The sequence below is a fragment of the Actinomycetospora atypica genome (assembly GCF_042653685.1).
GTDB lineage: Bacteria > Actinomycetota > Actinomycetes > Mycobacteriales > Pseudonocardiaceae > Actinomycetospora > Actinomycetospora atypica.
In genome coordinates this window covers 129,108-146,599 of sequence record NZ_JBHSIV010000006.1, presented here as the reverse complement: position 1 = coordinate 146,599, position 17,492 = coordinate 129,108, and the positions used below count along the sequence as shown (strand labels likewise).

Here is a 17,492-nt window from a genome sequence, read left to right as displayed (position 1 = left end):
GGGAGACGCCGTGGCGGCTCAGCGCCAGCCCAGCTCCGGGGCGAGGTGGGTCAGCACGCTCTCGATCACGTGGGCGTTGTACTCGACGCCCAGCTGGTTCGGGACCGTGAGCAGCAGCGTGTCGGCCGCGGCGATCGCCTCGTCCTCGGCGAGCTCGGCGATCAGCTTGTCGGGCTCGCCCGCGTAGGTCTTCCCGAAGCGGGCGTCGCCGCCGTCGAGGTGGCCCACCTGGTCGGTCGAGTGCCGCTCGCGCCAGAACAGCTGCTTGTCGAGGTCGGACACGATCGGGAAGACGCTGCGGCTGACGGACACGCGCGGCTCGCCCTCGTGGCCCGCGGCGTCCCAGGCCGTGCGGAACCGCTGGATCTGCTCGGCCTGCAGGCGGTGGAACGGCACGCCGGTGTCCTCGGTGAGCAGCGTCGAGCTCATGAGGTTCATCCCCTGCTCGCCCGCCCACTCGGCGGTCGCCCGGCTGCCGGCGCCCCACCAGATGCGCTCGCGCAGACCCTCCGAGTACGGCTCGATGCGCAGCAGCCCGGGCGGGTTGGCGAACATCGGGCGCGGGTTCGGCTGCGCGAACCCCTCGCCGCGCAGCGCCTCGAGGAAGATCCGGGTGTGCTCGCGCGCCATGTCGGCGTCCGTCTGGCCCTCGGCCGGGGCGTACCCGAAGTAGCGGTAGCCGTCGATGACCTGCTCGGGGGAGCCACGGCTGATGCCCAGCTGCAGTCGGCCGCCGGAGATGAGGTCGGCCGCGCCGGCGTCCTCGGCCATGTAGAGCGGGTTCTCGTAGCGCATGTCGATGATGCCGGTGCCCAGCTCGATCCTGCTGGTGCGCGCCCCGGCCGCCGCGAGCAGCGGGAACGGGGACGCGAGCTGCTGGGCGAAGTGGTGCACCCGGAAGTAGGCGCCGTCGGCGCCCAGCTCCTCGGCCGCCACGGCGAGGTCGATGGACTGCAGCAGGGAGTCCTGGGCCGAGCGCACCATCGAGTGCGACGACGGCGACCAGTGCCCGAAGGAGAGGAACCCGATCTTCTTCACGGTTGAAGCAACAACTCCCGTTCGGAGGTATTCCCGACGACGAGGCCGATGAGTTCCGGCCCCGGCGGCGGTCCCAGTGGCATGACGCAGGTGGCGATGCTCGACGACGTGGCGGCGGAGCGGTACTCGCTGGCCGACCAGCTGGAGGACCTGACCGACGAGGAGTGGGCGGCCCCGTCGCTCTGCGCGGGGTGGACGGTCCACGACGTCGTCGCGCACCTGACGACGTCGACGCGGACCTCCGTGCCGCGCTTCGTGCGGGCGGTGCTCCGTGCCCGCGGCGACGTCGACCGCGCCTTCGCCGACGAGGCCCGTGAACGGGCTGCGCGCTTCGGCCCCGACGAGCTCGTGGGGCAGCTGCGGGAGATGGCCCGCGTCGACCGGCGGTTGCGGCTCGCGGGCCCGCTCGACCCGCTGAACGACCTGCTGGTGCACGGCCAGGACGCGATGGTCCCGCTCGGACGCGAGCGCCCGGTGCCGGTGGCGCGGGCCGAGCCCTGCCTGAGCCACACTTGGGCGGCGCCGTTCGTGGGCGCCGCGAAGCGGTTCGCGGGTCTGCGGCTCGTGGCCACGGACTGCGCGTGGTCGGAGGGGGAGGGGCCCGAGGTGCGCGGGCCGTCGTCGGGACTGCTCCTCGCGCTCAACGGCCGGGCCGCCGGGCTCGACCGCCTGGAGGGGGAGGGTCTCGACGAGGCCCGGCGTCGCTTCGGATGATGGTCGGGTGTTCGTCGGCATCCATCACGTGCAGCCGGAGTGACCGTGCAGCTCGCGCCACGTCAGGGTCCGGCGCGGCTGGTGTAGGTGTGCCCGGTGGGGGTGGTGGTCTCGACGGTGTGCGGGTGGTCGCCGAGCCCGTCGTGGATCACTCGGTGGCGCCAGCCGGGCATCTCCTTGCTCTGGTTGTGGCGCACGCAGTTCCCGCGGCCGCCGCCGAGGCTGGTCGGTCCGCCGGCGCGGCGGGGTCGGATGTGGTCGCGGTGCCGGATGGGGGCGCCGCAGTAGGGCTCCCGACATCGCCCGTGGTCCCGGATGTCGATCAGTGTGGCGAGGAGTCCGTCGAAGAACCGCTGCTTGGACTCGCCGCCGACGATGCACCCGGTCTTGGGGTGGGCGAACAGCCGCCGCCACCACGTCGTGCCCTGTGTGGTGGCCAGGATGTCGGCGATGATGTCGCCCGGCAGCGGCCCGTGCCCCACCAGCTCGCCCGGGGTGTCGCTCTCGGGGTCGAGCAGGGCGTCGATCGGCAGCACGATCTCGAGCTCGACGGTCACGTCGGTCGCGGTCTTCTGGCCGGTGATCCGTTCGACGAGGGTGTCGGCGACGATCTGGTCCCGGGTCCGGTCCCCGGCCTCACCGGTGGCGATCAGACCGTCGGCGTGCTGGCGCAGCGCGGCGATGCACGCGACGCCCTGCTCCACCGGGAGCAGCCCCGACAGGACGCTCATGGTGTCCGGCGCCGGCTGCAGCGTCACGCGGCGGTCCTTGCGGGCGGTCCGCCCACGGTTCACATATCCGACGCGGTCGACCTCGTAGGCGGTCTTCTTGACCGTGGCCTCGGCCTCCCGGCGCCCCTGGTCCTCGAGCCCAGCGTCGGCGAGCTTCTTGTCGACCAGGCGACGCTGCTCGGGCTCGAGGTGGCTGGTCTGGGCGACGACGTGTTCGGCGAGGTGTTCGCTGATCCGCCCCGCCACCAACAACCCCCGAACCACAGGCAGGTCCTCGGCCAGCACCCGCGCGACCCCCAACCGGCGGGACCCGACGTGCGGGGAGACGTGCGCGGCCAATCCGATCTGGTCACCGATACCTCGCCCCACCGCGCGCGGGTCCAGTTGTCCGGCGGCGACCTGGGCGGCCTGGAGTTCGACCTGGGAGCGGGCGAAGGTGACCATCGCGGTGTGCTGGGCGGCGGCGACGGCCCCGCGGAGGCGTTCCAGCGTGGCGATCTGGTCGACGAGGGCGACGCCGCCGTCAGCAATCGGGTCGGTGGGGAGGTCGGCGAGGTCGCCGAGGCGTGTGAGCAGCGCGGTCAGCTCGTCGCTGACCGCCTCACCCACCGCACCGTTCGAACGCATGTTCGAAGAATAGCGGGACCCCCCGACAGTCACGGCCGGAACGAACAGGCCCGGGCCGTCGTCGGGACGGGACAGCGGTCAGCTCGGCGGCGGGCCGGACCGGGTCGGTGTCCACCCGCGAGCGCGGGCGAGTGCCTGCAACCTCGGCTCGGCGTCGATGTTCACCGCGACGTAGGCGCGCCAGCCGACGTCGTCGTGGCGCATCACGTACTCGAAGTCCCCGCTCGCGAGGTGCCGGCCGTTCGCGTCGCCGAACCGGTAGCGGACCCGGACCCGGCACATCGCCGGGGTGAGCGGGACCTGTTCGATCACCGAGGCCTCGACCCGGGTGACGTCGAGGTACTCGTAGAACGGCCAGTCGCCGGCGAGCCCGGCGGCGAACTCGGCGTGGTCGGTCGTCACGACCGCGTACAGGTCGGCCACGACGGTGGCGGTCTGCCCGAAGCACTCGGCGAACGCCGCCTCGTCCCGGCGCTGCAGCGCGTCGGCGAGCCGTTTCACCAGTATCTCGATGCCCTCGTCCACGTCTCCCCCGTGCACCGGCCGACGCCTCGGCGTGGCGTCGCCGTCGGGGGCATCGTGGCAGGTGGGCGGGGCCGTGGAGTACCCACCCGTGCCCGGCACGGGTGGGTGCCCACCGGGGCTCAGTTCAGCTTGCGCACGTCGGAGGCGAGGCCGCCGCCGGAGTACACGTCCTCGGCGAGCTTCGCGAGCGCGGTGAGGGCGGTGTTCTGCGACCAGGGGCCGTAGGAGACACGGGCCAGGCCGACGCGCTGCGCGGCCTCCAGCGAGATCGACCCGGGGATGCCGATCATGTTGACCTTGCGCTCGCCGAGGGCGCTCACGAGCTCCGCCCACTGCGACTCGTCGAGCTTTGCGGGGACGAAGAAGTTCGACGCGCCGGCGTCGAGGTAGGCGCGACCGCGCTCGATCGCGTCCTTCATGACCTCGGCGGGGTCGCGGTCGCCGGCCTTGAGGAACGCGTCGGTGCGGGCGTTGAGCACGAAGGGCACGCCGGCCTTCTCCGCCGCCGCGACCGCGGCCTCGACGGCCTTCACCGACTCGGCGAGGGGCTTCATCTGGTCCTCGAGGTTGGCCCCGACGATCCCGACCTCGATCGCGCGGGCGACCGTGCCGCCCGGGTCGCCGTAGCCGGCCTCGAGGTCGGCGCTCACCGGCAGCGAGGTCTGGCGGGCGATCAGACCCACCTCGGCGATCATCTCGTCGCGCGGGATGACCTCGCCGTCGGGGTAGCCGCGGGAGGCGGCGATGCCGTGGCTCGCGGTGGCGAGGGCCTGGGTGCCGGGGACGTCGGCGATCGTGCGGGCCGTGATCGCGTCCCAGACGTTCACCACCCGGAGCAGCTCCGGGGCGGCGTGCAGGTCCTGCAGGGTCTGGGCCTTCTCAGCAACGGTGCTCATGCCGACAGTGAACCCCGATTGCGCACAACTCATTTCGTCGGGTGGGGCCGGTCACCCGACGGTGTCTGATGGGCTCCCAGGCATGACGACCTCCCGCCGCTCCGTCCTCGTCGCGGGCGCCGCCCTCCTCGCCGCCGCCGGGTGCGCCGCCGAACCGGCCCCACCGGCCGTCGTCGGGAACGCCCCACCCGACCCGGGCCCGCGCCTCGCGGCGATCGAGGCGGGCTTCGGCGGCCGGCTCGGCGTGTTCGCCCTCGACACCGCCACGGGGGTGAGCGTCGGGCACCGGGCCGACGAACGCTTCCTGCTGTGCTCGACGTCGAAGCTGCCGACGGCGGCGGCGATCCTGGCGGCCGGCGTGCCGCTGGACGAGGTCGTCCGCTACGCGCCCACCGACCTCGTCCGGAACTCCCCGACGACGTCCCGCGCGACCGCCCTGAGCGTGCGCGACCTCTGCGTCGCGGCGATCACGGTCAGCGACAACACCGCGGAGAACCTCCTGCTGCGCCGGCTCGGCGGGCCGGAGGCGGTGGAGGCGTACGTCCGGTCGATCGGTGACGGGGTGTCGAGCTTCGACCGCACCGAGCCGGCCCTCAACGTCCGCCACGGCACCCTGGACACCTCGACCCCGCGGCAGATGGCGGCGACGCTGCAGGCCTGCACGCTGGGGGCGGGGCTCGACGAGGCCGGGCGCGCGCAGCTGACCGCGTGGCTCGTCGCCAACACGACGGGCGACCGGCGAATCCGCGCCGGGCTGCCGCCGGGTTGGCGCACCGGGGACAAGACGGGCAGCGGCGACGGCGGCGAGGTCAACGACGTCGCGATCACGTGGCCGCCCACGGGAGCCCCGCCCGTGCTGATCGCGGTCTACACCGAGCCCGCCGATCCGACCGTCACGACGACCGGGTCGGCCCTGCCCGCGGCGGCGACCGTCGTGATCGAGGCGCTGGGCGGCCGCCGGTGAGCATGCGGAGCAACGGCGTGTCGTCCGGTGTGCCGCAGACGGGTGGGCCGATCAGAGCGGCGATCGGTCGGCGTGCGGGGTGATCGACCGGGCGTCACGACGAGCGGTCGTTCCGGGCGCCCGACCGGGTGAGGATCGCCCGGATCGTGTGCCTACCCTGTGTCCGTGCGCTCCGAGAGGTGGTCGGCCCCGACCCGGGAACTGACCCTGCCCGAGCGCGTCGCCTGGGTCCTCGGCAACGAGGACGGCCGCCCCGTCTCGAGCCTCACCGAGCCCGCGGGCCTCCTCGTCGCGGCCGCGATGGTGGAGCTGCTGCTCGACGCCTCCATGCTCGACGCGGGGTCGGTCTACCGCCGTGGCCCGGTCGACCCCACCGACCCGCTGCTCACCTGGGTCGCCGACGGCCTGCTCCGCACGGGCGGTCACAAGAGCGACCTCGGGCACGCCGTCACCGGGCCCCGCGGGGCGCAGATGATCCGGCGGACGATGGACCGGCTCGTCGAGCGCGGGCTCGCCCACCGCGAGCCCCGGCGGGTGTTCGGCTACCTCGCGATGCCGGTGTTCGGCTCGGCGCTGCGGGTGCACGAGACCCACGCCCTGCACCACGACCGCGCCGTGGTGCGCCAGGTCCTCGACGGCGCCGATCCCGACGAGGACACCGCGATGATCGTCGTGCTCCTCCACCACGGGCGCCGGGTGCGGGCGCTGCACCCGCACGACCCCACCGCCGCGAGCGGCCGGGCCCGGGCCATCGCCGAGGGCCGCCACGTGCCCGCCGGCATCGACCAGGACATCGTCCGGCTCGTGAGCCCCACGGTGCAGGCGGTGCTCGCGGCCCTCACCGCCACCGAGGTCCTGAGCTCCGGAGGCTGACGGCCGGGCACTCGGAGGACTCCCGAACGGCCGCCCGTCGGTCTACGCTCCCACGCAGAGTCGCGCGTCACGGTCATCTCAGGGGGCATCATGCCGAGGACCCAGCCGTCGTCCGTCCCGCCCGAGGGCCTCCCGGTCCTCGAGGCCGGCGCCCACCGGGACGCGCGTTCCGGGAGCTGCGTCATGGAGTACGTCTCGGTGCTCGCGGGGGAGCGGTTCACCGACCGCCCCCGGTGCACGCACCCGGCCGTCGCCGCACTCGCCTGGCAGGTCAACGACGCCGTCTCCCACGAGGTCCGCCAGCAGCTCGGGCTGCGCGCGGTCGACCTGGTGGGCGCCGGGCGCGACGGGGCCGACGGGCCGGTGCGCCCGGTCGTGCTCGCCGCCATCGCCCGGGCCGGCCTGCGGCTCGACCCGGGGAACCGCTTCTTCACCCGGCTCTCCCAGCGGGTCGTCGTCGCGCAGGAGCGGGCCGAGGCCCGGCGCGCGGCCGGCCGCGACGCCGGGGACGGTGCCGGCGGACGGATCGCGACGCTGCTGCACGTGGGCCCGGTCAACCACGCCTGCGCCCACCTGCTGGTGGCCGCCCGCGCCGCGGGGCTCGACGCCGACGCCCGCGACGCGATGATGGTGGGCCTGCTCGACGACTGCCTCGCCGCGGTGCGCGCTACCCCCGAGCGGGTCCGCGTTCCGGTCTGACCACGAGGCCCGCCGCCACGCAGGCCAGCGCGGCCACCCCGAACGACCACGGGGCACCGGCCGCGCCCAGCACCGCCGCCAGCGCGGTGGCACCGAGACCGGTGCCGCTGTCGTACGCGGTGTTCCAGACGCTGCTCGCCGCCCCGGAGCGCGCCGCCCCGGCACGGGCGAACAGCGTGACCAGCGTGTCGTTCTGCACCGCGCCGAAGCCCACCCCGACGAGGCCCGCGCCCACCAGGACGGCGGCGGTGCCGGGGCCGGTGAGGCCCCACGCGGCGACGCCCGCCCCGAGCGCGGTGAGCCCGAGCGCCGGGCCGGTGAGGCGCCCGGTGAGGCCGAGGCGGTCGCCGAGCTCGCCCGCGGCCGACCGGCCGACGAGCTGGGCCGCGGTGAGCACGAACAGCGCCGCGGCCACGCCCCCGACCCCCGCGAGCGGCAGCACCGTGATCATCCCGCCCGCGCTCGCGGCGCACACCACCATGACGAGCCACGGCCCGACGGCCGCCCGCGCGAAGCCCGGCGCGGGGGTGTCGGCGGCGGGCGCCCCGGGGCGGGCCGGCAGCCGGCGGGGGAGCAGGAGCGCCGTGGGCACCGCGAGCAGGGGCAGGACCGCGCCCGCGACGAGCACGGGCGTGGGGCCGAGCGCCGACCACGCCCAGATCCCCCCGGTGAGCAGGGCGAGCTGGGGCAGGCCGATCGCCAGTCCGTAGACCCCGCTCGCGCGCCCGTGCATCCGCGCGGGGACCAGGTCGGAGACGAGGGCGGCCCCGGTGACGGTGAGGACGCCGAAGCCGATCCCGCGGACCACGGCGACCCCGAGGGAGAGCACCGGCGACGCGCTCAGGGGGAGCAGCGCGGCGGGGGCGCCGAGCGCGACGGCCCCGAGGATCAGGGCGGTGCGGTGCCCGGTGGCCCGCAGCAGCGCCGGGACCCCGAGCTGGGCGGCGACCGTCGCGGCCATGAAGACCCCGGTGGTGGCGCCGGCGAGGGCGGGCCCGGCGCCCCCGACGGTCGCCCACAGCGGCAGGACCGGCAGCAGGACCGCGTAGCCGCCGAAGGCCGCGAGGGTGGCGCCGAGGACGGCGAGGAAGCTCCGGGTGAGCAGGACGTCAGGACCGGGCGTCGATCGCGGCCGAGATCTTCCCGGCGAGGTCGGGGTCCTTCGCGGTGAGGCCGCCCTCGGAGTGCGTCGAGAGCCGGAACGTCAGTGTGTTGTAGCGGATGTCGATGTCGGGGTGGTGGTCGGCGGCCTCGGCCTCCACGGCCACCGCGTCGACCACCGCGATCGCGTCGGTGAACCCCGGGAGCTTCGCGGTGCGGACGATCGAGTCGCCGTCCCGCTCCCAGCCGGGCAGCCCGCGCAGGGCCTCGGTGACGGCGTCGTCGCTGAGGAGATCGGCCATGTCGACCATGATGCCCCGTCAAGGGTGGGTGGAGCGACGGGGAGAGGCCGATGCGGGTCGTGGTGGGGGCGGCGGTGGTGTCGGACGGGCGGCTGCTGGTGGCGCAGCGGGCGGAGCCGCCCGACATGCGCGGGTTCTGGGAGTTGCCGGGCGGCTCGGTGGAGGACGGCGAGACCGAGGCCGCCGCGCTCGTCCGCGAGCTGCGCGAGGAATTGGCCTACGCGGTCGTCGTCGAGGGACGGCTCGGACCCGACGTGCCGGTGAGCGGACGCGACGGCCGGGGGCTCCTGCTGCGCTTCTACCGGTGCTCGCCGGCCGCGGGGGAGGAGCCGACCGCGCTGGAGCACCTGGCGCTGCGCTGGGTGGGTGTCGACGAGCTCGACACCGTGGCGTGGCTGCCGGCCGACGAGGTCCTGCTGCCCGCGCTGCGGGCGGCGCTGACCGAGTCGTCGTGACGGGCGGTCCCGACGATGCCGTCAGGCCGCGCGGGCCCGCTTGACGGCCTTCGCGAGGTCCTTGCCCGTGAGGCCCGACTCGGCCGCCCGGGCCGCGCGCATGAGGACGACGGGACAGCCCTTGCAGCGGGGCGTGGAGCGGCAGCACTTCTTCTTCGCGCGCTTGGCGCCCGTGATCGCGCAGGCACGCTGTGGGTCGACCACCAGGCGCACCGGCACCGCGCCCGGGGGCAGGGACGGCGGCGGCGCGAGCACCGGGCTGGGGTCCGGAACGGCGCGGTCGCGCGGCCGCAGGCGCGCCAACGCGTCCACCCACGTCGTCGAACTCCGCGCTTTCATGAGGTGAGGCTAACCTGGGCGGTGCGGGTCACGGAAGGGGCGGGAAGGGTCGCCGACGGCCCGGATCCGTCCGCGTGTCACGATGGCTCGCCCGAGGTCCCCCGCGTGGAAGGCGCCTGCTCCCGCCCCGTCATGAGAGCCTTCCTGGTCGCCCTCCTCGCGGGTCTGCTCCTGGTCGCCGCCGGCTGCTCGTCGTCACCGCCCCCGGTGGTCGGACAGGCGCCCACCACCGCGACCCGGCCGCAGCCCCAGCTCGAGCCCGACCCGACGCAGCTGCGCATCGGCGTCGACGACCTGGGCATCGGGTTCAACGTGCACCGCGTGGCCGACCTGACCCCGGCGAGCCGCACGGCGGCGTCGCTGGTGCTGCCCTCGGCCTTCCGGACCGGCCCCGACGGCGTCCGCCGGCCCGACACGACGGTGGTCACGTCGGCGCGGGTCACCGCCCTGGCGCCCTACACGGTCTCCTACGAGATCGCGCCGGCCGCGGCGTGGAGCGACAACGCCCCGATCGCGGCCGAGGACTTCGTCTACCTCTGGCAGCAGATGCGCTCGCAGCCCGGCGTGGTCGACGCCGCGGGCTACCGGGCGATCTCCGACGTGCGCTCGCGGGCGGGCGGCAAGGCCGTCGACGTCGTCTTCGACCGGCCCTACCCGTCGTGGCCCACGCTGTTCGACTCCCTGCTGCCCGCGCACCTGCTCAAGGACGCGCCGGGCTCGTGGGGCGGGGCCCTGCAGGACAGCATCCCGGTGTCGGGCGGGCCCTACGCCGTGCGGCTCGTCGACCGCATCCGAGGTCAGGTGACCCTGGCCCGCAACAGCGTCTACTGGGGCACCCCCGGGGTCCCCGACCAGATCGTGCTGCAGGCCGCCGACCACGCCTCGCTGATCGACCGGGTGCGCACCGGCGACGTGCAGGCCACCCAGTTCCGCGCCGACGGCTCGGACCTGGAGGCCCTGGCCGCGTTGTCGGCCGCCGCCCCCGGACCGGCCGGCCCGCTCGCCGTGCGCACCGTGCCCGAGGCGCAGATCGTGCAGCTGGCGCTGCGCTCGGACGACGGCCCGCTCGCCGACCCGGCCGTCCGCCGGGGCGTGGTCGCGTCGCTCGACCGGGACGCCCTCATCACGGCCGGCGCCGACGGCGGGCCCGGCGCGACCCTGCGCGCCGACTCCTTCGCCCGGGCCCCGTCCCAGCCCGGCTACGTCCCGACGATCACCGCCGACTCGCCCGCCCGCGCGCCCGACCCCGCGCTCGCGACGTCCTCGCTCGCCGAGGCGGGGTACGTGCGGGGCGCCGACGGCCGCTGGTCGCGCGGCGGCTCCCCGCTGCGCCTGCGGCTGTCCGCCCCGCCGCAGGTCTCGCCCTACGGCCGGCTCGTCGAGACCCTCGCCGCGCAGCTCAACGCCGCGGGCATCGGGACCACCGTCGTCGCCGACGGCGGCTCGAACCCGTTCCCGGCCGGGCGCGGCCCCATCCCGTCGGACACGCCGTCGGTGATCGCGACCCCCTCGACGCCCGGGCCGCTGACCTCCTCGGCGGTCCCGGGGACCACCACCACGTCCCCGCCGGCCCCGTCCACCGCGCCGACCACCACGACCACCCCGGCGGAGACCACCACCTCGGTGCCCCCGATCCCCAAGTCGCCCTCGGACATGGCGGTCGCCGACGTCACGGTGCTGGCGCTGCCCGTGAGCGCCGACCCGGTCTCCGGGCTCGACTCGGTGGTCGGCTGCCCCGGCCGGCAGGCCCCGACGTCGTCGGGCAGCTCGGCGCTCGACGCGCGGAGCACCACGGCCACCCCGCCCACCACCTCCTCCGCCGGGGTGGTCCCGGCGCCGGCCACCACGACGAACGCCGCGCCCACCTCCACGAGCCCCGCCGCGACCACCACCTCCGACGCGCCCCTGGCCCAGGACGGCACCCCGGAGGCCTCCGAGGCGCTCTCGGTGACCGGGTTCTGCGACCCGACGATCCAGTCGATCCTCGACGGCGCCTCGTCGGGGGCGGTCAGCTCCGACACCGCGCTCGCCCTGGTGGAGCCGCAGCTCTGGCGCTCCACCCCGGTGGTCCCGCTCTTCCAGGCGGCGACGACGTTGGTGGCTCCCGTGGGCCGCGCGGACGTCGTCGTACCGCCCTTCGGCGTCAGCCCGTTCGCGGCCGCCGACCGCTGGGCCCCGCCGGCCCGGCAGGGGCAGGCGAACGGCGACGCGGGCAACTGACACTCCGAAACGGACAGTTCACGCGGAGGTGAACCCCGGGGTGGCGCGAGAGGTCTGGACCACTTACGTTGCCCCCGGCGGCGACCCCGCCTGTCAAACGGATTCGGGAGGTTAGGTGACCAGGATCACCGGGCGCGGTCGGTCGCGCTGGGTTCTCGCCGCGGCCGTGACGGCGCTGCTCGCACTCGTGGCGGCCTGCGGCGGAGGCGGGGGTGAGGGCAACTTCGGCTCCACCAGCGCGCCCCAGGCCAAGGGCCGGCAGGGCGACGTCTACCGCGCCCCGCAGGTGCCGTCGGGCCCGGGCGTCACGCTGGCCGCCGACACCGCCTACACGGCGTACAACAACGCCGCGGCGGACGCGAACTCGCTCTACAACGCCTACGTCCTCACCCAGGTCCTGGCCACCGCCACCTGGGTCGACGCCGACGGCACGGTGCTGGTCAACGGCGACGTCATGGACGGCATCGACCTCGTGTCCTCGGCCCCGGAGACGGTCCGGTGGCGCATCAAGCCCGGCATCACGTGGTCGGACGGGCAGCCCTGGAACTGCAAGGACTTCTACCTGGCCTACCTGGCCGGCAGCGGGAAGATCCCCGGGTTCACGACGGCCTCGAACAACGGCTACCAGGACATCGGCACCGCCCAGTGCACGAACGACCTCACCTTCGAGGCGACGTTCGCGAAGCCGTACGCCGACTACCGCGGCCTGTTCGGCCAGGGCCAGTTCGACCTGCTGCCCGCGCACGTGCTCGAGGCCAGGACCGGCGTCCCGGACATCCGGCAGATCAACCCGCAGTCGCCGCCCGACGTCCTCGGGCGCATCACCCAGTTCTGGAACACCGGCTGGAACGGCTTCGACAAGGCGACCCAGCCGGCCTCCGGGCCCTACCAGCTCGACAGCTGGGTGCAGGACCAGCAGGTGAAGCTCACCCGCAACCCGGCCTGGAAGGCCAACCCGGGCGGCCCGGAGAGCATCACCTACCGCAACATCGCCGACGCGACCGCCGAGGCGCAGGCGCTGCAGAACGGTGAGGTCCAGGCCGCGGCCCCGCAGGTCGACGTCAACGCCGCCAACCTGCTGCGCGGGCTCGCCGCTCAGGGTGTCAAGTTCCAGGCGACGACGGGTGTCACCTACGAGCACCTGGACATGAACTTCAAGAACCCGATCTTCGCCGACAAGGCGGTGCGCCAGGCGTTCGCGCAGTGCGTGAACCGCCAGGAGCTCGTCGACAAGCTGATCAAGGGCGTCCAGCCCGAGGCCACGCCGCTGCAGAGCCTGATCTACCTGCCCAACCAGCAGGGCTACCAGGACTCGTACTCGCAGATCGCCACCGGCAACGCCCAGCAGGCGAACCAGACGCTCACCCAGGCCGGGTGGGTCAAGGGGCCCGACGGCGTCTTCGCGAAGAACGGGCAGCGCCTGCAGTTCCGGATCAGCCACACCAACGTGCCGCGGCGCGTCCAGACGGTGCAGCTGATCCAGGCGCAGTGCCAGCAGGCCGGGATGCAGGTCGTCGACGACAACGACCCGAACTTCCTCGACCAGCGGGTCAGCCAGGGCGACTACGACGTCGCGCTGTTCGGGTGGGCCAACGACCCGTTCATCTCCTCGCACCAGTCGATCTACACGACCGGCGGCGGCCAGAACTGGCAGGGCTACTCGAACCCGCAGGTCGACGCGCTGATGAACCAGGCGGTGTCGAACCTCGACGCCAACGGGTTCCGCCAGCAGTGGCAGGAGGTCGACCGCCTGATCGCGGCGGACCTCCCGTCGATCCCGCTGTTCGTCCAGCCGAACATGCTGGGCTACACCGACCGGATCGACAACGCGTACTACCAGCCGAACTACGGTCCGCTGTACAACGCCAACGAGTGGGTCGTCCAGGGCGGCTGACCCGCACCACCGTGAGCACTCCCCGGGGGCCGGCGATCCCGGCCCCCGGGGTGCTCCCCGTCCCAGGAGAGGGGACACGTGGCCGCGTACATCCTGCGGCGCGTCCTGATCTCGATCGGCGTCCTCGTCGTGGCGTCGTTCCTGCTCTACGTCGCCGTCGCGAACTCGGGTGACCCGCTCGCCGCCCTCAAGGCCCGCCCCGGCATCACCCAGGCCACCATCGACGCCACCGCGCGCTCGCTGGGCCTCGACCAGCCGGTGATCGTCCGCTACTGGAACTGGATCACCGGGGTCCTGACCGGCGACTGGGGGACCAGCGTCGCGCTCGGCGCGGCCCGCGCCGAGGTGCTCCCGGCCGTCGGCAGCGCGCTCTGGGTGACCATCCGGCTCGTCGTGATCGCCGAGCTGATCGCGCTGCTCGTCGGCTGCGCGGTGGGCGCGATCGCCGCGCTGCGCCAGTACACGGTCACCGACTACGTCGCGACCACGCTCGCGTTCGTGCTGTTCGCGATGCCGGTGTTCTGCATCGGCATCATCCTCAAGGTCTACGGCATCGAGCTGAACCTGCTGCTGATCGACCTCGGTCTCGATCGCTGGCTCACCACCGCCGGGCCGCCCGCCGGCGGGTTCACCGGCAGCCCCGGCGAGGTGTTCTTCAAGTTCACCGGGGCCTACGTCCTCCCGACGATCGCCCTGGCCGCGATCAGCTTCGCGGCCTACAGCCGGTTCCAGCGGGCCTCGATGCTCGAGACGATGCGCTCGGACTACGTGCGCACCGCCCGCGCGAAGGGCCTCTCGGAGCGGCAGGTCGTCCTGCGGCACGCCCTGCGCAACGCGCTGCTGCCCGTGACCACCTACTTCGCCTACAACTTCGCCGCGGTCTTCGGCGGGGCGATCGTCACCGAGCAGGTGTTCGGCTGGAACGGCATGGGGTCGCTGCTGGTGCGCTCGATCCAGCAGTACGACCCGAACATGCTCATGGGCTGGCTGATCGTCACCGCGGTGATCGTCGTGCTGTTCAACCTGCTCGCCGACATCGCCTACAGCTACCTCGACCCGAGGATCCGTCTTGGCTGAGACCACCGACACCGGTCCCCGGACCACCCACCCGGGCAAGGTGCCACCACCCCCGCGGGCCGACGGCGGCGAGCCCGAGAGCGTCTTCATGACCCAGGGCCAGCTGGTCCGGCGGCGCTTCCTGCGGCACAAGGCCGCGATGACGAGCCTGACGATCCTGGTCGTCTTCATCGTCTTCGTGTACGTCGCGCCGTTCTTCCTCGGGTACTCGCTGACGAACCTCTCGGCCGGGTCGTACGAGGACCCGAGCGCCGCGCACATCTTCGGCACCGACCAGGTCGGCGCCGACGTGTTCTCGCTGGTGATGAAGGGGTCGCAGTACTCCATGCAGATCGGCCTGCTGGCGGCCGTCATCGCGACGGTCCTCGGCGTGCTGCTCGGCACCGTCGCCGGCTACCTGCGCCGCGGCACCGACACCGCGGTCTCCCGGGTGACCGACCTCTTCCTCGTCGTCCCGCTGCAGGCCGTCGCGGCCATCCTCATCGCCGGCTTCGGCGGCTCGTGGTGGCTCGTCGGCCTGGTGCTCGGGTTCTTTCTCTGGATGCCGATCGCCCGGGTCACGCGCGCCGAGTCGCTCTCGCTGTCCCAGCGCGAGTTCGTCGAGGCCGCCCGGGCGAGCGGGGCGACGACCTGGCGCATCGTCACGAAGCACCTCGTCCCGAACATGATCGGGACGATCGTCGTGAACGCGACCCTGACCCTCGCCCTGGCGGTGCTCGTCGAGGCCGCGCTCTCGTTCATCGGGCTCGGCGTGCAGATCCCCGACACGTCGCTCGGGTTGGTGCTCAACCAGAACTACACGCAGCTCGCGACGAGGCCGTGGCTGTTCTGGGCGCCGTTCGTGGCGATCGTGCTGATCTCCCTGACCATCAACTTCATCGGCGACGGGCTGCGCGACGCGTTCGACCCGCGCCAGACGCGGCGTTAGGGGTAGGACCGTGGCACTGCTCGAGGTCGAGGACCTGTCGGTCACGTTCCCGTCCGAGGAGGGCGAGGTGCACGCCGTGCGCGGCGTCAGCTTCGCCGTCGAGCCCGGGGAGGTGCTCGGCGTCGTCGGGGAGTCGGGGTCGGGCAAGTCGGTGTCGCTGATGGCGGTGCCGCGGCTGCTGCCCGCCTCCGCCCGCGTCACCGGCTCGATCCGCTTCGACGGGGCGGAGCTGGTGGGGGCCAGGGCGGAGACGCTGCGGAGCCTGCGCGGCTCCGAGATCGCGATGATCTTCCAGGACCCGATGAGCTCGATGAACCCCGTGCACACGGTGGGGCGGCAGATCGCCGAGGCCCGCCGCGCGCACGGGTCGGTGTCGAAGGACGAGGCCTGGCGCGACGCCGTGGCCGCGCTCGCCCTCGTCGACATCCCGCAGCCGGAGGCGCGCGCGAAGCAGTACCCGCACGAGTTCTCCGGCGGCATGCGCCAGCGCGCGATGATTGCGATGGCCATGGTCAACCGGCCGCGCCTGATCATCGCCGACGAGCCGACCACCGCCCTCGACGTCACCGTCCAGGCCCAGGTGCTCGAGGTCCTCGACCAGGTCCGCGTGGAGACCGGGGCGTCGATGGTGCTGGTCAGCCACGACCTCGGCGTCGTCGCCGGCACGGCCGACCGGGTGCAGGTGATGTACGGCGGCACCGTCGTCGAGACCGGCCCCACCGAGGAGGTCTTCGAGCGCCCGCGGATGCCCTACACGGTCGGTCTGCTCTCCTCGCTCCCGGCGATCGACCAGGTCGGCGGCCGGCTCCACCCGATCCCGGGCGCCCCGCCGTCGCTGGTGTCCCTGCCGCCCGGCTGCTCGTTCGCCCCGCGCTGCCCGATCGTCGAGGACGCCTGCCTCGACGCCGAGCCGGCCCTGGAGACCGTCGCCGAGGGACACGGCAGCCGCTGCCGGCGCTGGCGCCACCTCGCCGAGAACTCCACGACCGACCTCTTCGCCCGTTCCGAGGTGTCCGCATGAGTGCCCCCATCGCCGAGTCGGTGTCCCGGGAGACCGGGCAGGGCCCGCTCCTGCAGGTCCGGGACCTCACGACGACGTTCCCGGTGCGCGGCAACGGCGTGCTGCGCCGCGTCGTCGGGAAGGTCCAGGCCGTCACCGGGGTCTCCTTCGACGTCGACGAGGGCGAGACCCTCGGCATCGTCGGGGAGTCGGGCTGCGGGAAGTCCACGACGGGCCGCTCGATCCTGCAGCTGATCCGTCCCGACTCCGGCTCGGTGCGCTACGACGGCCGCGAGCTCGTCGGGCTCTCCGCGGCCGAGATGCGCCCGCTGCGCCGCGAGCTCGCGATGGTGTTCCAGGACCCGTTCGGCTCGCTCGACCCGCGCCTGCCCGTCTCCGAGCTCATCGCCGAGCCGCTGCGCATCCACTCCGTGTACGACTCGGAGGCCGACCTGCGGGCCCGCGTGGAGGAGCTGCTCGGGCTCGTCGGGCTCAAGGCCGAGCACCGCAACCGCTACTCCCACGAGTTCTCCGGCGGACAGCGGCAGCGGATCGGCATCGCCCGGGCCCTGGCCGCGAACCCCCGGCTGATCGTGCTCGACGAGCCGGTGTCGGCGCTCGACGTCTCGGTGCAGGCCGGCGTGGTCAACCTGCTCGAGGACCTCCAGGAGCGACTCGGGCTCTCCTACCTGTTCATCGCCCACGACCTCTCGGTGGTCCGCCACATCTCCGACCGGGTCGCGGTGATGTACCTCGGCAAGGTCGTCGAGATCGGGGACGCGGCGTCGGTCTACGACAACCCGCGCCACCCCTACACCCGGGCCCTGCTCTCCGCGGTGCCGCTCGCCGACCCGGCCGCGGAGCGCCGTCGCCGGAAGTCGCGGGTGGTGCTGACCGGCGAGATCCCCAGCCCGGCGAACCCGCCGTCGGGGTGCCGCTTCCGCACCCGGTGCCCCAAGGCGCAGCAGCGGTGCGCCGACGAGGTCCCGCTGCTGTCCCCGAGCGACGCGGCGGGGGAGCACCGGTTCGCCTGCCACTTCCCCGACGGCGATCCCGAGTCGGTCTAGGGCCCTGCGTCTGGTGTCAGCGATGGCACTTCGCTGACACCG

At 73.9% G+C, this 17,492-nt stretch carries 18 protein-coding genes; 11 read left to right on the top strand and 7 right to left on the bottom strand.

Annotation, left to right across the window (positions count from 1 at the left end; all coding sequences use genetic code 11):
• Positions 1 to 18: 18 nt before the first annotated feature.
• Positions 19 to 1,038: an LLM class flavin-dependent oxidoreductase gene (locus ACFPBZ_RS07960; RefSeq protein ID WP_378035483.1), complete on the bottom strand. Its 1,020-nt coding sequence runs from the start codon at positions 1,036 to 1,038 to the stop codon at positions 19 to 21.
• Positions 1,039 to 1,119: 81 nt separating this feature from the next.
• Here ACFPBZ_RS07960 and ACFPBZ_RS07955 point away from each other — a divergent pair, with 81 nt between their 5' ends.
• Positions 1,120 to 1,752 (top strand): maleylpyruvate isomerase family mycothiol-dependent enzyme, encoded by a 633-nt coding sequence (locus ACFPBZ_RS07955; protein WP_378035482.1) that lies wholly within the window; start codon positions 1,120 to 1,122, stop codon positions 1,750 to 1,752.
• A gap of 62 nt (positions 1,753 to 1,814) precedes the next feature.
• On the opposite strand, the gene ACFPBZ_RS07950 is transcribed toward ACFPBZ_RS07955, so the two are convergent.
• From ACFPBZ_RS07950 to ACFPBZ_RS07940, 3 genes are all read right to left on the bottom strand, one after another.
• Positions 1,815 to 3,110: a DUF222 domain-containing protein gene (locus ACFPBZ_RS07950; RefSeq protein WP_378035481.1), complete on the bottom strand. Its 1,296-nt coding sequence runs from the start codon at positions 3,108 to 3,110 to the stop codon at positions 1,815 to 1,817.
• Between the two features lie 78 nt (positions 3,111 to 3,188).
• Positions 3,189 to 3,635 carry a DUF4440 domain-containing protein gene (locus ACFPBZ_RS07945; RefSeq protein WP_378035480.1) on the bottom strand — a complete coding sequence of 149 codons (447 nt, stop codon included), beginning with the start codon at positions 3,633 to 3,635 and terminating at the stop codon, positions 3,189 to 3,191.
• 119 nt (positions 3,636 to 3,754) lie between these two features.
• Positions 3,755 to 4,531, bottom strand: a complete 777-nt coding sequence (locus ACFPBZ_RS07940) for an isocitrate lyase/PEP mutase family protein (RefSeq protein WP_378035479.1) — start codon at positions 4,529 to 4,531, stop codon at positions 3,755 to 3,757.
• Positions 4,532 to 4,613: 82 nt separating this feature from the next.
• On the opposite strand from ACFPBZ_RS07940, the gene bla reads away from it, so the two are divergent.
• From bla to ACFPBZ_RS07925, 3 genes are all read left to right on the top strand, one after another.
• Positions 4,614 to 5,495, top strand: coding sequence for a class A beta-lactamase (gene bla / locus ACFPBZ_RS07935; RefSeq protein WP_378035478.1), 882 nt, complete (start codon positions 4,614 to 4,616; stop codon positions 5,493 to 5,495).
• A gap of 165 nt (positions 5,496 to 5,660) precedes the next feature.
• The gene (locus tag ACFPBZ_RS07930) at positions 5,661 to 6,368 is read left to right on the top strand and encodes a GOLPH3/VPS74 family protein (RefSeq protein WP_378035477.1); all 708 of its coding nucleotides are present in this window, start codon (positions 5,661 to 5,663) and stop codon (positions 6,366 to 6,368) included.
• 90 nt (positions 6,369 to 6,458) lie between these two features.
• Positions 6,459 to 7,067: a hypothetical protein gene (locus tag ACFPBZ_RS07925; RefSeq protein WP_378035476.1), complete on the top strand. Its 609-nt coding sequence runs from the start codon at positions 6,459 to 6,461 to the stop codon at positions 7,065 to 7,067.
• Here ACFPBZ_RS07925 and ACFPBZ_RS07920 read toward each other — a convergent pair.
• On the bottom strand, positions 7,036 to 8,172 hold the full coding sequence (locus ACFPBZ_RS07920; protein WP_378035577.1) for an MFS transporter: 1,137 nt from the start codon (positions 8,170 to 8,172) through the stop codon (positions 7,036 to 7,038). The genes ACFPBZ_RS07925 and ACFPBZ_RS07920 overlap by 32 nt on opposite strands.
• Before the next feature lie 4 nt (positions 8,173 to 8,176).
• Positions 8,177 to 8,470, bottom strand: coding sequence for a 4a-hydroxytetrahydrobiopterin dehydratase (locus ACFPBZ_RS07915; RefSeq protein ID WP_378035475.1), 294 nt, complete (start codon positions 8,468 to 8,470; stop codon positions 8,177 to 8,179).
• Between the two features lie 50 nt (positions 8,471 to 8,520).
• Between ACFPBZ_RS07915 and ACFPBZ_RS07910 the strand changes: the two genes are divergently transcribed.
• Positions 8,521 to 8,925: a (deoxy)nucleoside triphosphate pyrophosphohydrolase gene (locus tag ACFPBZ_RS07910; protein ID WP_378035474.1), complete on the top strand. Its 405-nt coding sequence runs from the start codon at positions 8,521 to 8,523 to the stop codon at positions 8,923 to 8,925.
• A 21-nt stretch (positions 8,926 to 8,946) separates the two neighbouring features.
• On the opposite strand, the gene ACFPBZ_RS07905 is transcribed toward ACFPBZ_RS07910, so the two are convergent.
• Entirely contained in the window at positions 8,947 to 9,264 is a 318-nt protein-coding gene (locus tag ACFPBZ_RS07905; protein WP_378035473.1) for a hypothetical protein, read from the bottom strand.
• Between the two features lie 132 nt (positions 9,265 to 9,396).
• On the opposite strand from ACFPBZ_RS07905, the gene ACFPBZ_RS07900 reads away from it, so the two are divergent.
• From ACFPBZ_RS07900 to ACFPBZ_RS07875, 6 genes are all read left to right on the top strand, one after another.
• Positions 9,397 to 11,484, top strand: coding sequence for an ABC transporter substrate-binding protein (locus ACFPBZ_RS07900; protein WP_378035472.1), 2,088 nt, complete (start codon positions 9,397 to 9,399; stop codon positions 11,482 to 11,484).
• A gap of 115 nt (positions 11,485 to 11,599) precedes the next feature.
• On the top strand, positions 11,600 to 13,378 hold the full coding sequence (locus tag ACFPBZ_RS07895) for an ABC transporter family substrate-binding protein (protein ID WP_378035471.1): 1,779 nt from the start codon (positions 11,600 to 11,602) through the stop codon (positions 13,376 to 13,378).
• Positions 13,379 to 13,456: 78 nt separating this feature from the next.
• Positions 13,457 to 14,455 (top strand): ABC transporter permease, encoded by a 999-nt coding sequence (locus tag ACFPBZ_RS07890; RefSeq protein WP_378035470.1) that lies wholly within the window; start codon positions 13,457 to 13,459, stop codon positions 14,453 to 14,455.
• An 88-nt stretch (positions 14,456 to 14,543) separates the two neighbouring features.
• Positions 14,544 to 15,383 (top strand): ABC transporter permease, encoded by an 840-nt coding sequence (locus ACFPBZ_RS07885; RefSeq protein WP_378035576.1) that lies wholly within the window; start codon positions 14,544 to 14,546, stop codon positions 15,381 to 15,383.
• A gap of 10 nt (positions 15,384 to 15,393) precedes the next feature.
• Entirely contained in the window at positions 15,394 to 16,404 is a 1,011-nt protein-coding gene (locus tag ACFPBZ_RS07880) for an ABC transporter ATP-binding protein (protein ID WP_378035469.1), read from the top strand.
• Positions 16,401 to 17,450 (top strand): ABC transporter ATP-binding protein, encoded by a 1,050-nt coding sequence (locus tag ACFPBZ_RS07875; protein WP_378035468.1) that lies wholly within the window; start codon positions 16,401 to 16,403, stop codon positions 17,448 to 17,450. Before ACFPBZ_RS07880 ends, ACFPBZ_RS07875 begins: the two co-directional genes overlap by 4 nt.
• Positions 17,451 to 17,492: the final 42 nt, after the last annotated feature.

Excerpts from the sequence above, each read along its gene's own strand:
- ACFPBZ_RS07875 (WP_378035468.1), top strand. The coding sequence starts at position 16,401 with ATGAGTGCCCCCATCGCCGAGTCGGTGTCCCGGGAGACCGGGCAGGGC.
- ACFPBZ_RS07950 (WP_378035481.1), bottom strand. The coding sequence starts at position 3,110 with ATGCGTTCGAACGGTGCGGTGGGTGAGGCGGTCAGCGACGAGCTGACC.
- ACFPBZ_RS07905 (WP_378035473.1), bottom strand. The coding sequence starts at position 9,264 with ATGAAAGCGCGGAGTTCGACGACGTGGGTGGACGCGTTGGCGCGCCTG.
- ACFPBZ_RS07915 (WP_378035475.1), bottom strand. The coding sequence starts at position 8,470 with ATGGCCGATCTCCTCAGCGACGACGCCGTCACCGAGGCCCTGCGCGGG.
- ACFPBZ_RS07885 (WP_378035576.1), top strand. The coding sequence starts at position 14,544 with ATGACCCAGGGCCAGCTGGTCCGGCGGCGCTTCCTGCGGCACAAGGCC.
- ACFPBZ_RS07900 (WP_378035472.1), top strand. The coding sequence starts at position 9,397 with ATGAGAGCCTTCCTGGTCGCCCTCCTCGCGGGTCTGCTCCTGGTCGCC.
- ACFPBZ_RS07910 (WP_378035474.1), top strand. The coding sequence starts at position 8,521 with ATGCGGGTCGTGGTGGGGGCGGCGGTGGTGTCGGACGGGCGGCTGCTG.
- ACFPBZ_RS07955 (WP_378035482.1), top strand. The coding sequence starts at position 1,120 with ATGACGCAGGTGGCGATGCTCGACGACGTGGCGGCGGAGCGGTACTCG.
- bla (WP_378035478.1), top strand. The coding sequence starts at position 4,614 with ATGACGACCTCCCGCCGCTCCGTCCTCGTCGCGGGCGCCGCCCTCCTC.
- ACFPBZ_RS07940 (WP_378035479.1), bottom strand. The coding sequence starts at position 4,531 with ATGAGCACCGTTGCTGAGAAGGCCCAGACCCTGCAGGACCTGCACGCC.
- ACFPBZ_RS07925 (WP_378035476.1), top strand. The coding sequence starts at position 6,459 with ATGCCGAGGACCCAGCCGTCGTCCGTCCCGCCCGAGGGCCTCCCGGTC.